At 69.6% G+C, this 13,607-nt stretch carries 15 protein-coding genes; 10 read left to right on the top strand and 5 right to left on the bottom strand.

Annotated elements, in window-relative coordinates:
- Positions 1-45 precede the first annotated feature (45 nt).
- The gene (locus BpN12_RS14285) at positions 46-630 is read right to left on the bottom strand and encodes a CGNR zinc finger domain-containing protein (protein ID WP_246793216.1); all 585 of its coding nucleotides are present in this window, start codon (positions 628-630) and stop codon (positions 46-48) included.
- A 171-nt stretch (positions 631-801) separates the two neighbouring features.
- Between BpN12_RS14285 and BpN12_RS14280 the strand changes: the two genes are divergently transcribed.
- Together BpN12_RS14280 and BpN12_RS14275 are read left to right on the top strand one after the other, a co-directional pair.
- Positions 802-1,782, top strand: coding sequence for an alpha/beta fold hydrolase (locus BpN12_RS14280; protein ID WP_246793215.1), 981 nt, complete (start codon positions 802-804; stop codon positions 1,780-1,782).
- A gap of 218 nt (positions 1,783-2,000) precedes the next feature.
- Positions 2,001-2,891, top strand: a complete 891-nt coding sequence (locus BpN12_RS14275) for a LysR substrate-binding domain-containing protein (RefSeq protein WP_246793214.1) — start codon at positions 2,001-2,003, stop codon at positions 2,889-2,891.
- Between the two features lie 27 nt (positions 2,892-2,918).
- Here the strand turns inward: BpN12_RS14275 and BpN12_RS14270 are convergent, their stop codons facing one another.
- From BpN12_RS14270 to BpN12_RS14255, 4 genes are all read right to left on the bottom strand, one after another.
- The gene (locus tag BpN12_RS14270) at positions 2,919-3,320 is read right to left on the bottom strand and encodes a type II toxin-antitoxin system VapC family toxin (protein ID WP_246793213.1); all 402 of its coding nucleotides are present in this window, start codon (positions 3,318-3,320) and stop codon (positions 2,919-2,921) included.
- A complete protein-coding gene (gene vapB, locus BpN12_RS14265; RefSeq protein WP_246793212.1) occupies positions 3,320-3,556 on the bottom strand; it encodes a type II toxin-antitoxin system VapB family antitoxin in 237 nt (78 codons plus the stop codon). Before vapB ends, BpN12_RS14270 begins: the two co-directional genes overlap by 1 nt.
- A 174-nt stretch (positions 3,557-3,730) precedes the next feature.
- Positions 3,731-4,006, bottom strand: coding sequence for a DUF2164 domain-containing protein (locus BpN12_RS14260; protein WP_246793211.1), 276 nt, complete (start codon positions 4,004-4,006; stop codon positions 3,731-3,733).
- Between the two features lie 89 nt (positions 4,007-4,095).
- The gene (locus tag BpN12_RS14255; protein ID WP_246793210.1) at positions 4,096-5,049 is read right to left on the bottom strand and encodes a LysR family transcriptional regulator; all 954 of its coding nucleotides are present in this window, start codon (positions 5,047-5,049) and stop codon (positions 4,096-4,098) included.
- 306 nt (positions 5,050-5,355) lie between these two features.
- Here BpN12_RS14255 and BpN12_RS14250 point away from each other — a divergent pair, with 306 nt between their 5' ends.
- From BpN12_RS14250 to BpN12_RS14220, 8 genes are all read left to right on the top strand, one after another.
- On the top strand, positions 5,356-6,837 hold the full coding sequence (locus tag BpN12_RS14250; RefSeq protein WP_246793209.1) for an NAD-dependent succinate-semialdehyde dehydrogenase: 1,482 nt from the start codon (positions 5,356-5,358) through the stop codon (positions 6,835-6,837).
- Positions 6,838-6,901: 64 nt separating this feature from the next.
- Positions 6,902-7,888: an NAD(P)H-quinone oxidoreductase gene (locus tag BpN12_RS14245; protein WP_246793208.1), complete on the top strand. Its 987-nt coding sequence runs from the start codon at positions 6,902-6,904 to the stop codon at positions 7,886-7,888.
- 328 nt (positions 7,889-8,216) lie between these two features.
- On the top strand, positions 8,217-8,294 hold the full coding sequence (gene pqqA / locus BpN12_RS33395) for a pyrroloquinoline quinone precursor peptide PqqA (RefSeq protein WP_013691668.1): 78 nt from the start codon (positions 8,217-8,219) through the stop codon (positions 8,292-8,294).
- A 124-nt stretch (positions 8,295-8,418) separates the two neighbouring features.
- The gene (pqqB, locus tag BpN12_RS14240; RefSeq protein ID WP_246793207.1) at positions 8,419-9,330 is read left to right on the top strand and encodes a pyrroloquinoline quinone biosynthesis protein PqqB; all 912 of its coding nucleotides are present in this window, start codon (positions 8,419-8,421) and stop codon (positions 9,328-9,330) included.
- An 85-nt stretch (positions 9,331-9,415) separates the two neighbouring features.
- A complete protein-coding gene (gene pqqC / locus BpN12_RS14235; RefSeq protein WP_246793206.1) occupies positions 9,416-10,183 on the top strand; it encodes a pyrroloquinoline-quinone synthase PqqC in 768 nt (255 codons plus the stop codon).
- Entirely contained in the window at positions 10,183-10,458 is a 276-nt protein-coding gene (gene pqqD / locus BpN12_RS14230; protein WP_246793205.1) for a pyrroloquinoline quinone biosynthesis peptide chaperone PqqD, read from the top strand. Before pqqC ends, pqqD begins: the two co-directional genes overlap by 1 nt.
- A 4-nt stretch (positions 10,459-10,462) precedes the next feature.
- Entirely contained in the window at positions 10,463-11,641 is a 1,179-nt protein-coding gene (gene pqqE, locus BpN12_RS14225) for a pyrroloquinoline quinone biosynthesis protein PqqE (RefSeq protein ID WP_246793204.1), read from the top strand.
- Positions 11,610-13,475, top strand: coding sequence for an alpha/beta hydrolase family protein (locus BpN12_RS14220; protein WP_246793203.1), 1,866 nt, complete (start codon positions 11,610-11,612; stop codon positions 13,473-13,475). The genes pqqE and BpN12_RS14220 overlap by 32 nt, the downstream gene beginning before the upstream one ends.
- Positions 13,476-13,607 lie beyond the last annotated feature (132 nt).

The raw sequence follows: 13,607 nt of genomic DNA, 5'->3' as shown, positions 1-13,607 counted from the left end.
TTCCATCAGGACCAGGGCCGGCTTCATGTCGTGCGCGGCGCCGTTTCAGGCCTTCTGCCGCGCGCGATAGGCGGCCACCTTCATGCGGTTGCCGCACATCGCCATGCTGCACCAGCGCCGCCGGTGCGATTTCGTGCGGTCATGGAACATCAGCGTGCAGTCCTCGCATTCGCACTTGCGCACCAGCGTGAAATCGACGTCGGCGAGCAGCCGCGCGAGCGCCTCGGCCACCGGCAGCAGCGTGGCGGCCGGGTGCAGGGCGGTCTGCCGCGACACGATCTCGGGCTGCCCGCCCTTCTTCCATTGCAGTTCCAGATGCCGGCTGCCGAACCCGAGTACGTGGTTCAGCGCGGCCGGATCGCCCCATTTGCCGGCCTGGCGCTTCTCGACCAGCTGCCGCGCGGCCGTGCGCAGCTCGAGCGCGGCGGCCAGCAGGCCCGGCGGCGCGGCTTCGCGATGGTCGTCGGGCAGCGCGCCGGCCTGGCGCAGCCACTCGATCACGCTCGCGTCGCTGGTGAGGTGGTCGCAGCGCCCGTCGCCGACGCCATAGGCGGTGTTGATGAAATCGAGCGCGAGGTTGTCGCCGACGAACAGCACCGGCTGCGCGCCCGTCGAGGTTTCGGTGCTCATCCTGCCCTCCCGGGAAAGTCGATGGACGGATTGTAACTCATAAAATTTCTGTTGACAGGTTACTGCATGGATAAGTAACCTTCAAAAACGTTGTTGATGGTTACAAGAAAACCACGACACCTGTCCACGACATTTCCGTGTCGATTCATTACCGAGAACTGGAGGTTTGCCATGAAGATCAACAAGCTGCTGATGGGCGCGCTGATGACGGTCGGCGTCGTGGGCGGCATCGCGGGCGGCGACGCCGAGGCGGCCGCCTCGCACGTCGCGCCGGCCGCCGCCGTGCCGGTGGTCAGCCATCACTTCGTACAGGTGGACGACGTGAAGGTGTTCTACCGCGAGGCCGGCAACCCGTCGGCGCCCACCGTGCTGCTGCTGCATGGCTTCCCGACCTCGTCGTTCATGTACCGCGACCTGATTCCGCGCCTGGCCGACCGCTACCACGTGATCGCGCCGGACCTGCCCGGCTTCGGCTTCACGCAGAGCCCGGACCGCGGCCAGTACGCCTACACGTTCGACCACCTCGCCAGCACCATCGACCACTTCACCGAAACGCTGCACCTCGACAAGTACGCGCTGCAGGTGTTCGACTACGGCGCGCCGGTCGGCTGGCGCCTCGCGGTCGCGCATCCGGAGCGCGTGACGGCGATCATTTCGCAGAACGGCAACGCCTATGTGGAAGGCCTGAGCGAAGGCTGGAACCCGATCCAGAAGTACTGGAAGGATCCTTCCGAGGAAAACCGCAACGCGCTGCGCGAGTTCCTGAAGCCCGAGGCGATCAAGTGGCAGTACACGCATGGCGTGAAGGATCCGGACGCGGTCGCGCCCGAGGCCTACACGCTCGACGCCGCGTTCGTCGCGCGCCCCGGCAACGACGAGATCCAGCTCGACCTGTTCCGCGACTACGCGAGCAATGTCGCGCGCTATCCGGAGTTCCAGGCCTACTTCCGGAAGTACCATCCGCCGATCCTCGCGGTATGGGGCAAGAACGATCCGTTCTTCCTGCCGCCGGGCGCGGAGGCGTTCAAGCGCGACGTGCCGAACGCGGAAGTGCGTTTCTTCGACACCGGCCACTTCGCGCTCGAAACGCACGTCGCCGAGATCGCGCCGGTGATCCACCAGTTCCTCGATCGCAACGTGCCGCGTCGTTGAACCCTGGCCACCGCCGCTGCATGCCTGGCGCGCGCTTGATGTGCGCTTGATGTGCGCTTGATGTGCGCTTGATGCGGGCGCCGGCGGCGGCGAACCGCGCGCGCGCGCCGGCGGGCAGCTCCACGGGCCGCCCGCCGCGCGGTTGACCGGCTGCGGGGCCGCTGGGACAATCCGCTCGACGCCCGAGCGTTCCCCCAGCCTTTCGTCGAGCCCCGATCATGCGCGCACCGAACAACCTGAACGCCCTTCGCGCCTTCGATGCGGTGGCGCGGCACCTGAGCTATCCGGCCGCCGCGGCCGAGCTGAACGTCACGCCGGCCGCCGTCGGGCAACTGATTCGCGGGCTCGAGAGCTACCTCGACGTCGAGCTGTTCCATCGCGCGAGTTCGGGGCCGTCGCGCCTGACGCTGACCGACGCCGCGCGCGTCGCGCTGCCCGAGCTGCAGGCGGGCTTCGACCTGCTGTCCACGGCGGTCGAGCGGCTGCGCGCGAGCAAGTCGCGGATCGTGTTCACGGTCACGGTGCCGCCCGCGTTCGCCGACAAGTGGCTGCTCTGGCGCGTCGAGTCGTTCCAGACGCAGCATCCGTATTACGACCTGCGCATCGACACGAGCCGCGAGCTGGTCGACTTCACCACGAAGCGGATCGACGCCGGCATCCGCTACGGTCGCGGTGCGTGGCCCGAGATGGTGTCGACCTACCTGTTGCGCGACGATTTCTTTCCGGTCTGCAGCCCCGCGCTGATGCAGGGCGAGCATCCGCTGACGAGCCCGGCCGAGCTGCGCCATCACCGGCTGCTGCACGACATTTCGATGAGCGACTTCGGCGTGTTCCCGACCTGGCGCTCGTGGCTGGGCAAGGCCGGCCACCTGAAGGACGTCGATTGCGATCCGGCCGCCGCGTACCAGACCGCGATCTCGGGCAACGGTGTCGCGCTCGGGCGCACCACGCTGGTCGAACGCGACATCGCCGAAGGGCGCCTCGTGCGCCCGTTCGAACTCGCGCAGACCTGCGAACTGGCTTATTACCTCGTCTATCGCAAGGAGCGCGAGAACGAGGCGCCGGTGGTGGCGTTCCGCGAATGGCTGCTGGGGCAGGTGGGCGCGTGAGGCCGGGCGCCTCGGCGGGCCGTTTTCCTAGGGATTGGTCCAGTTCTCGAGCTTGATGCCCGGATAGCCGGCGAAATCGCGCTCGTTGTGGGTAACCAGAATGACGTCGAGTGCCATCGCGTGCGCGGCGATCAACTTGTCGAGCGCGTCCTTCTTGCGCTCGCGCGTGGCTTCGCGCACCGGCCCGTATGCCACCGCTGCGGCGGCATCGAACGGGGCCACGGGGATATCCTCGATCAGCGCGATGAGATTGCGGCGTTCACGAGCGCGGTTTGCTGAAACTGTCACGCCATACTCGAGTTCAGCGTAAGTGATCGCGGACATCACCACATCCCCGACATAGCACTGCGCAAATCGCTGCGCGACTGCTTCCGGCTGGTGCTTCATCAAGTAGATGCACATGTTCGTGTCGAGCATGAAACGTGGCATCACAATCCCTCGCGCTCGGCCTGCTCCTGCTCCCCGCGCACTTCCGCCATGAAATCCGGCCCGAATTTAGCGAACTTTTTGAGCACGCCGGCGAGTGGTCGCCTCGCCGGACGAATGCGAATTTCGTCGCCAATGCGCTCGATTTCGACTTCGACGTCGTTACGGTCATACGCGAGGTCGGCCGGGATGCGAACGGCTTGCGAGTTGCCATTCTTGAAAACGCGGGTGGTGTGCATTTTCGGCTCCTTTGGGATGTACGCCGGATGTACTATAGGTCATGCCTCGTTTCATGTAAATACACGTATGTACATGTGAGGAAGACTCCCACCGCGACTCGTTGCGACCATACCGGCTTGAAGGTTCGGATTTGCCCGCCCTGATTTCAGGAAAGGCAACGCGCAGTCGCGCCTTTACTTCCGCGTCTTCGTCTTCGGCGCGTGCTTCGGCCAGTACGGGAATTCGTCCTCGTGGACTTCGAAATCGAGTTCCATCACGCGCCGCTGCAAATGTTCCTGCGCGTCGGCCACGGCCTGGTTGTAGATTGACGGGCCGATCTCCTCGAGGAAGAACGCGAGCAGCGCGCCGGCCGTGACGTTGCCGATCGGCTCGTCCATGTGCTGTTCGAAGTAGCGTTGCAGCGACGCGATGGCTTCGTCGCGTGTCGGTTTCGTCAGTTCGATGCTCATGCCGCTTGCCTCGCGCGAAGGGGGAGAGCGCGGATCTTAGCGCATCGCGCGGCCCGCGAACCCTGCGCCCGGTGGACGCCAGGGCATATTCAACGCCCCGCCGCGGCCTCGTCCGCCACGATACCCAATTCACGCGCACCGGCATCGAGCGCCTGGCCCACCTCAGTACGCGCGAGTTCGACGAAGCGCTTGATGCGCGCATCGACGAACTGGCGCGACGAGTAGACCGCGTAAACGTTGCGCTCGTGCGTATGAAACCCGGGCAGCACGCGCACGAGCCGCCCCGCGCGCAGTTCGTCGAGCGCCGCGAAGCCGGCGAGCAGCCCGATGCCGGCGCCCTCGCGCAGCGCGGTGGCCATCGCCTCCATGTCGTTGACGGCGAGATACGGGCCGGCGGGCCGGAACGTCGTCTCGCCGTCGGGGCCGTGCAGCTGCCAGACGTCGGGCGCGTAGTCGACGGTGGCCAGCAGCACGCAGCGGTGATCGGCCAGATCCTCGGGCCGCGCCGGCGCCGGATGCGCGGCCAGATAGGCTGGCGAGGCCGCCAGCACGCAATGGCTGCTGCCGAGGCGCTGGCCGACGTAGGCCGAATCGGGCAGCGCGCGGGCGATCACGATCGATACGTCGAGCTGCTCCTCGAGCAGGTTCGGCATGCGCTGCGACAGGCGCAGGTCGACGCTGACCTGCGGGAACGCGGCGCGGTAGGCGAGCACGGCGCGCGTGACGAGCCCGCGCCCGAGCCCCGGCACGCTGTGGACGCGCAGCAGGCCGCGCGGTTCGAGCAGCGCGTCGCGCGCCTCGGCCTCGGCATGGTCGAGATCGGCGAGAATCGCGGCGCAGCGCTCGTAGAAGCGCCGGCCCGCGTCGGTGACGGTCAGGCGCCGCGTCGAGCGGTGCAGCAGCCGCGTGTTCAGCGTTTCCTCCAGCGTGGAAACGGCGCGCGAGATGTTGCCGACGGTCGAGTCGAGATGATTCGCGACCGCCGTGAAGCTGCCCATCTCGACCACCTTCGCGAACACCGACATGTTGTGGAACTTGTCCATCCGTGCTCCCTGATTGCGGCTGGCCCGGGCCGGCCGCGGCCCGATGACGAGCGTGCATGATGAATTCGACGCGCCGTTCCGGCAAGCCGTTTCGGCGTTCCGATTCTGCTGTGGCGGACAAGATTGTTTCCCTCGCGCGCGGCTAACCCGGCGCGCCGGCCGTCCCTAGACTGCACGGCATGGTTCGACGCCTCGCACCGCCCGATCCGGCGAGGCGGCTCCAACCTTCCCGAAGCCGCCGGCGGCCCGATGCCTCGCGTGCCGGCTTCGCCATGAATCGATTCGGATTACTGATTGGAGAAGCGCATGACGCATCCTGTTTCCCGCCCCGACGCGGCGACCGAAGCCGCCCCCGCTCCCGCCTACGACGCGCTGCACCTGTTCATCGACGGCGAATGGCTGCCGGCCGGCGCGCGCGCCACGGCGCCCGTGATCAATCCCGCCAGCGGCCGCGAGCTGGGCCGCGTGCCGCTCGCCACGGCGGCCGACCTCGACCGCGCGCTCGATGCCACGGCGCGGGCCTTCGCCGGATGGCGCCGCACGGTGCCGGCCGAGCGCGCCCGCGTGCTGAAGGGCGCGGCGGCGCTGATCCGCCAGCGCGCCGGGCGGATCGCCACGCTGCTGACGCTGGAGGAAGGCAAGCCGCTTGCCGAGAGCCGTGACGAGGTGCTGCGCGCGGCCGAGTATTTCGAATGGTTCGCGGAAGAGGCGCGCCGCATCGACGGCCGCGTGGTGCCGTCGAACCGCCCCGGCGTGCAGCAGCTCGTCAGGCGCCTGCCGATCGGCCCGGTGGCCGCGTTCACGCCCTGGAACTTCCCGGCCATCACGCCGGCGCGCAAGCTGTCGGCCGCGCTGGCCGCCGGCTGCAGCGTGGTCCTCAAGCCCGGCGAGGAAAGCCCGGCCACGGCGCTCGCGCTGGCCCGCGCGCTCGACGACGCGGGCCTGCCCAAGGGCGTGCTGCAGGTGGTGTTCGGCGTGCCCGACGAGGTCTCGCGCCGGCTGATCGCCTCGCCCGCGATCCGCAAGGTGGCGTTCACCGGCTCGGCGCCGGTCGGGCGCCTGCTCTCGGCGCGCGCGGCCGAGGGCGTCAAGCCGGTCACGCTCGAACTGGGCGGCCACGGCCCGGTGCTCGTGTTCGACGACGCCGATCTCGCGCACGCGGCCAGCGGCGGCGCGGCGAACCGCTTTCGCGGCACCGGGCAGGTCTGCATTTCGGCGACGCGCTTCCTGATCCAGCGGCGCGCCTACGACGCGTTCGTCGAGCAGTTCGTGGCCGCCACGCGCGCGCTGGTGGTGGGCGACGGCCTGCGGCCCGGCACCCAGGTGGGGCCGCTCGCCAACGCGCGGCAGCTGGCCAAGGTCGAGGCGCTGGTGGCCGACGCGGTGGCGCGCGGCGCGCGCGTGCTGACGGGCGGGCGGCGCATCGCGGGCGACGGCTTCTTCTTCGAGCCGACCGTGCTGGCCGAGGTGCCGGCCGACGCGCGCGTGATGCACGAGGAGCCGTTCGGCCCGATCGCCGTGCTGATGCGCTTCGACACGCTGGAGGACGGCCTCGCCGAGGCGAACCGGCTGCCCTACGGGCTGGCCGCCTATGCGTTCACGAGCAGCGCGCGCACCGCGCTCGCGGTCGGCGACGGGCTCGAGGCCGGCATGGTCGGCATCAACCAGTACCGGATCGTCGCGACCGAGCTGCCGTTCGGCGGCATCAAGGAGAGCGGCCACGGCTCGGAGGGCGGCGCCGAAGGCATCGCGCCGTATCTGGTCAATCAGTTCATCAGCCAGGCATGAAGCCGGCCCGCGAATGTCATCCGAGTCGCATCCCCATCCCCATCCATATCGAGGCAACCCCATCATGAAAGCCATCGTCTTTCCCAGCTTCGGCGATGCCGACGTGCTCGAACTCGCCGAGCTGCCCGCGCCCGAGACGCGCCCCACGGACCTGCTGGTGCGGGTCCACGCGGCCGGCGTGAACCGCGCCGATCTCACCCACCGGCGTGGCGGCTACGGCCGGCCCGATTTCGGCGACTCGACGCTGATGGGCCTCGAGATCGCCGGCGAGGTGATCGAGACGGGCCGCGACACGGCCGGCTTCGCGGTGGGCGACCGCGTGATGGGCGTGGTGGGCGGCGGCGCCTATGCCGAGGTCGCGCGCATCGATTACCGGATGGCGATGCCGGTGCCGGCCGCGCTCGACTACATCCACGCGGCGGCGATCCCCGAGGTGTTCGTCACCGCGCACGAGGCGCTGCTGCATCTGGGCCGCCTGCGGCGCGGCGACAGCGTGCTGATCCACGCGGCGGCGGGCGGGGTCGGCTCGGCGGCCGTGCAGCTCGCCTACGCGACCGGCGCGAAGGTGTTCGCGACCGCCGACGCCGGCAAGCGCGAGCGCGTCGAGCAGCTCGGCGCCGATCTCGCGATCGACTACCGCGCGCACGATTTCGCTGAGGTGGTCGCGCGCGAGACGGGCGGGCGCGGCGTGGACGTGGTGATCGATTTCATCGGCGCGCCGTACTTCGCGCGCAATCTCGCCTCGCTCGCCGACGGTGGCCGGCTCGTGCAGGTCGGCATCCTCGGCGGCGGCGCGGAGGTGGGCGTCGCGCTGGAGACGATCCTGTACCGGCACCTGCAGATCCTCGGCACCGTGATGAAGTCGCGCCCGCAGGCCGAGAAGCACGCGATGGTGCGGCGCTTCCGCGAGCACTGGCTCGCGCGCTTCTCGGGCGGCGCGAGCCTCGAGCCGGTGGTGGACAGCACGTTCCCGCTGGCACGCGCGGCCGACGCGCATCGCCGGATGGAGTCGGCCTCGAACGTCGGCAAGATCATCCTGACGATGGAATGAGCAAGGCGAGGCGGCGAGCATGCCGCGCCGGCAAGCGGCTGACTGCGGCCTGACGGCGGTCTTGCGGCGGCTTGACGGCAGGCTTGCGGTGCCCGCTCGCGGCGCGGCGGGGGGCGCGCCTGGCCGCCCGCCCAGGCCCGTCCGGCGGGCCTCGGGGCGCCTCGATTCACCATCCCGGACAAAGTGGTACGATGGCACCGGACCTGTTCGATAGCGAACGCGATCGCACGGCAGCCGCCGCGGACGCGTTGTCTGTTCCCGGTTCCGTTCTTGTCCGGCCCGGTGCCGGACGGCCCGCACCCCCGTATCGCCCCAATGGAGAATCGCCATGTCCAAGTGGATCAAGCCTGCCTACACCGACCTGCGTCTCGGTTTCGAAATCACGATGTACATCTCGAATCGTTGATTCGCGCCTCCTGCAAGGCCGTATGACCAGCCTCGGTTCGCCGGGGCTGTTTTTCTTGTGAGCCGGCCGCGCGGCCTTCGCGGCGCGCTCTCGCGGCCCCCGGCGGCCCTTCACGACATCACGCATGCACATACAGATCCTGGGCTCCGCGGCGGGCGGCGGCTTTCCGCAATGGAACTGCAACTGCGCGAACTGCGCGGGCTTCCGTAGCGGCGCCATCGAGGCGCGCGCACGCACCCAGTCGTCGCTCGCGATCTCCGACGACGGCGTCTCGTGGGTGCTCTGCAACGCCTCGCCCGACATCCGCGCGCAGCTCCAGCAGTTCGCGCCGCTGCAGCCGGGCCGCGCGCTGCGCGACACCGGCATCGCCGCGATCGTGCTGATGGACAGCCAGATCGATCACACCACGGGCCTGCTGAGCCTGCGCGAGGGCTGCCCGCTCGACGTCTGGTGTACCGACATGGTCCACGAGGATCTCAGCACCGGCTTTCCGCTGTTCACGATGCTCGGCCACTGGAACGGCGGCCTGCGCTGGAACCCGATCGCGCCCGGCCGCGACTTCACGATCGCCGCGTGCCCGGCGCTGCGCTTCTCGCCGTTCGTGCTGCAGAGCGCGGCGCCGCCGTACTCGCCGCACCGCCACGATCCGCATCCGGGCGACAACATCGGCCTGGTGGTGGAGGACCTGCGCAGCGGCGGCAAGCTGTTCTACGCGCCGGGGCTCGGCGCCGTGGACGATGCGCTCGCCGCGCGCATGGCGGTGGCCGACTGCCTGCTGGTGGACGGCACGCTCTGGCACGACGACGAGATGCGCCGCCGCGGCGTGGGCACGCGCACCGGCCGCGAGATGGGCCACCTCGCGCAGAGCGGTCCCGGCGGCATGCTGGAGGTGCTCGAACGCTTCCCGGCGCAGCGCAAGATCCTCACCCACATCAACAACACGAACCCGATCCTCGACGAACGCTCGCCGGAACGCGCCGAACTCGCGCGCCGGCAGGTGGAGGTCGCGTTCGACGGCATGCGGATCGAACTCTGATCCGCGGGCGGCCCGCGCCGAGCGCTGGCCGCCCGCCCGCCATCCGTCGTCCGCCACCACCGACTTCACTGGAAACGAAACCGACATGAGCCAGACCGCCCAACCCGCCCTCGACCCCGAGCAGTTCGAGCAGGCGCTGCGCGCCAAGGGCGCCTTCTATCACATCCATCACCCGTTCCACGTGGCGATGTACGAAGGGCGCGCGACGCGCGAGCAGATCCAGGGCTGGGTCGCGAACCGCTTCTACTATCAGGTCAACATCCCGCTGAAGGACGCGGCGATCCTCGCCAACTGTCCCGACCGCGAGGTGCGCCGCGAATGGATCCAGCGCCTGATCGACCACGACGGCGCGCCCGGCGAGGACGGCGGCATCGAGGCCTGGCTGCGGCTCGGCGAGGCCGTGGGGCTCGATCCGGACCAGTTGCGCTCGCAGGAGCTGGTGCTGCCGGGCGTGCGTTTTGCTGTCGACGCCTACGTGAACTTCGCGCGCCGCGCGAGCTGGCAGGAGGCGGCCAGCAGCTCGCTGACCGAGCTGTTCGCGCCGCAGATCCACCAGTCGCGGCTCGACACCTGGCCGCGCCATTACCCGTGGATCGATCCGCGCGGCTACGAATACTTCCGCTCGCGGCTCGGCCAGGCGCGCCGCGACGTCGAGCACGGCCTGCGGATCACGCTCGCGCACTACACGACGTTCGAGGCCCAGCAGCGTATGCTGGAGATCCTGCAGTTCAAGCTCGACATCCTCTGGAGCATGCTCGACGCGATGTCGATGGCCTACGAACTGGATCGTCCTCCGTATCACACCGTGACCGCCGAGCGGGTCTGGCACAAGGGAATCAAGGGAATCGCGTGATGAGCTTCGATCGACAACAGACGCCGAGGTGGCGTCGCGGCTACCGCTTCCAGTTCGAACCGGCGCAGGACGCGCACGTGCTGCTCTATCCCGAGGGCATGATCAAGCTCAACGAGAGCGCGGCGCTGATCGGCGCGCTGATCGACGGCGAGCGCAGCGTCGCGGCGATCATCGCCGAGCTCGACGTGCAGTTCCCGGGCGTGCCGGAGCTCGGCGACGACGTCGAGCAGTTCATGCTCGTCGCGCACGAGAAGCACTGGATCGAGCTGGGCTGAGCCGATGCCCGACGCCCTCGCCACCCAGGCCCGCGCCGTCGCGAGCGAGGCCCCGGCCGCGCCCGTGGGGCTGCCGCTCTGGCTGCTCGCCGAACTCACCTATCGCTGCCCGCTGCAGTGCCCGTACTGCTCGAATCCGCTCGATTTCGCACGCCAGGGCCAGGAGCTGAGTACGGCCGACTGGGTGCGCGTGATGGGCGAGGCGCGCGCGCTGGGCGCCGCGCAGATCGGCTTCTCGGGCGGCGAGCCGCTGGTGCGCGAGGACCTGCCCGAACTCGTGGCCGAGGCGCGCCGGCTCGGCTTCTACACGAACCTGATCACCTCGGGCATCGGGCTGACCGAGGCGAAGCTCGACGCGTTCGAGCGCGCCGGGCTCGATCACATTCAGATCAGCTTCCAGTCGAGCGACGAGCAGGTCAACAACATGCTGGCCGGCTCCGACAAGGCATTCGCGCAGAAGCTCGCGATGGCGCGCGCGGTCAAGGCGCGCGGCTATCCGATGGTGCTGAACTTCGTCACGCATCGCCACAACATCGACCATATCGACCGCATCATCGAGCTGTGCATCGCGCTCGAGGCCGATTTCGTCGAGCTGGCTACCTGCCAGTTCTACGGCTGGGCGTTCCTGAACCGCGAGGCGCTGCTGCCCACCCGCGAGCAGCTCGCGCGCGCCGAGCGCATCACCAACGAATACCGCGAGCAGCTCGCCGCCGCGAACCATCCGTGCAAGCTGATCTTCGTCACGCCCGACTACTACGAGGAGCGGCCGAAGGCCTGCATGAGCGGCTGGGGCAGCATCTTCCTGACCGTCACGCCGGACGGCACCGCGCTGCCGTGCCATGGCGCGCGGCAGCTGCCGATCGCGTTTCCGAACGTGCGCGAGCATGACCTGCGCCACATCTGGTACGACTCGTTCGGCTTCAACCGCTTTCGCGGCGACGGCTGGATGCCCGAGCCGTGCCGCTCGTGCGACGAGAAGCCGAAGGACTTCGGCGGCTGCCGCTGCCAGGCCTACATGCTGACCGGCGACGCGGCGAACGCCGATCCGGTGTGCAGCAAGTCGCCCTATCACCCGGTGATCCTGCGCGCGCGCGACGAAGCCGTGCAGGCCCCGCCCGCCCCCTCCACCACTCATCCGCTGATCTTCCGCAATGCCAGGGAATCCCGCCGACTCAACCCGTGATGTCCATGACCACGGCGCGCCGCTCACGGCCGAAGCCGCCGTCGCCGCCGGGCGCGACTTCGTCGAACTGACCGCCGGCCCGTCCGGCGTGTACTGGACCGAATACGATCCAGCCGACGCGATGTGCCGGATCTGGCGCGCGCGCCACGGCTCGATCGAGCGCGTGAGCCCGGACGGCTTCAGCGCGCGCGGACGCGTCTACGAATACGGCGGCGGCGCGTTCTGCGTGGCCGGCGACGTGGTCGCGTTCGTCAACGAGAGCGACCAGCGCATCTACCGCTTCTCGCCCGACAGCCTCGCCGCGCCCGAGCCGCTGACCGCCGAGGGCTTGCGCTACGGCGACCTGCGCGCCTCGCGCGGGCGGATTCTGGCTGTCGAGCAGGACGGCGAGACGCACCGGCTCGTGTCGGTCGGCCTGCACGACGGCACGCGCGAGCTGCTGGCCGAGGGCGCCGATTTCTACGCGTCGCCGGTGCAGAGCGCCGACGGCGCGCGGCTCGCCTGGATCGAGTGGCAGCATCCGCACCAGCCGTGGACGGCCACCCAGCTCGTGCTGCGCGAGACCGGGCCGGACGGGCGACCCGGCGCGCCGCGCGTGGTGGCCGGCGCGGCGCACGACGAGGCGCTGCAGCAGCCGGCCTTCGATCGCGACGGGCGGCTCGTCTGGCTCGGCGATCGCGGCGATTTCTGGCAGCCGTGGCGGCTCGACGGCGAGCGCTTCGTGGCGCTGCCGGCCGCGGCCGGCGATCATGCGGCCGCGCCGTGGCAGCTCGGCGCCTGCAGCTGGCTGCCGCTCGACGACGGTGCCGTGTTCGCCAGCTGGTTCGACGAGGGCTGGGGCCGGCTCGGCGTCTACGCGGCCGACGGCACGCTCACGCCGCTCGCGCCCGACTACAACCTGTTCCACCATCTCGCCGCCGACGCCACGCACCTGTACTGCGTGGCCGCCTCGCCGACCTGCCCGGCCGCGATCCTCGCGATCGACCGACGCGACCATCGCGTCAGCGTGCTGCGCGAGGTGGCCGCGTCGATCCCGGCCGCGCGCATCACGCAGCCGCGCGCGCTGCGCTTCCCGAGCGGCGACGGCGACGCCTACGGCTACCTTTACCTGCCCGACGCGGCGGCCGGTACCGGTGCCGGCGAGCCGCCGCCCGTGATCGTGTTCGCGCACGGCGGGCCGACGGCGGCGCTGTATCCGGTGTTCAGCCCGCGCCACGAGTACTGGGTGCAGCGCGGCTTCGCGATCGTGCTGCTCAACTATCGCGGCAGCACCGGCTACGGCCGCGCGTTCCGGCAGGCGCTGCACCTGACCTGGGGCATCGCCGACGTCGACGACGCCTGCGCCGTGATCGCTCATCTGGCCGGGCAGGGCCTCGTCGATGCGCGGCGCGCGTTCATTCGCGGCGGCAGCGCGGGCGGCTACACGGTGCTCTGCGCGCTGGCGTTCCGCGACGTGTTCCGCGGCGGCGCGAGCCTCTACGGCGTCAGCGATCCGCTGCAGCTCGACGTCCACACCCACAAGTTCGAGGCGCGCTACCTGCGCTGGCTGATCGGCGATCCGGTGGCCGACCGCGAGCGCTATCTGGCGCGCACGCCGCTCGTGCATGCCGATGCGATCCGTGCGCCGGTGATCTTCTTCCAGGGCGAACTCGACGCGGTGGTGACGCCGGACCAGACGCGCACGATGGTTGCCGCGCTCGAGGCGAACGGCGTGCCGAACGAGGTCCACTACTACGCCGACGAGCGGCACGGCTTCCGCAAGGCCGCGAACCAGGCGCATGCGCTCGATGCCGAGCACGCGTTCTACCTGCGCATCCTGGACGGCGGGATCTGACGAAGGGGAACGGCGGCGCGTGGCGCGCCGCCATGAAAAAAGGCTGCCCGAGGGCTAATGCCGTTCAGTTAAGCAACTGAACGGCATTTTTGTTTTGGGGAAGGAGTGGTTGTAAACGCTGCGCTGAAGTGT

The organism is Burkholderia perseverans, from assembly GCF_022870505.1.
Classification (GTDB): Bacteria; Pseudomonadota; Gammaproteobacteria; order Burkholderiales; family Burkholderiaceae; genus Burkholderia; species Burkholderia plantarii.
The sequence above is the reverse complement of the archived record's forward strand: the minus strand, read 5'-3'. Positions and strand labels throughout refer to the sequence as shown.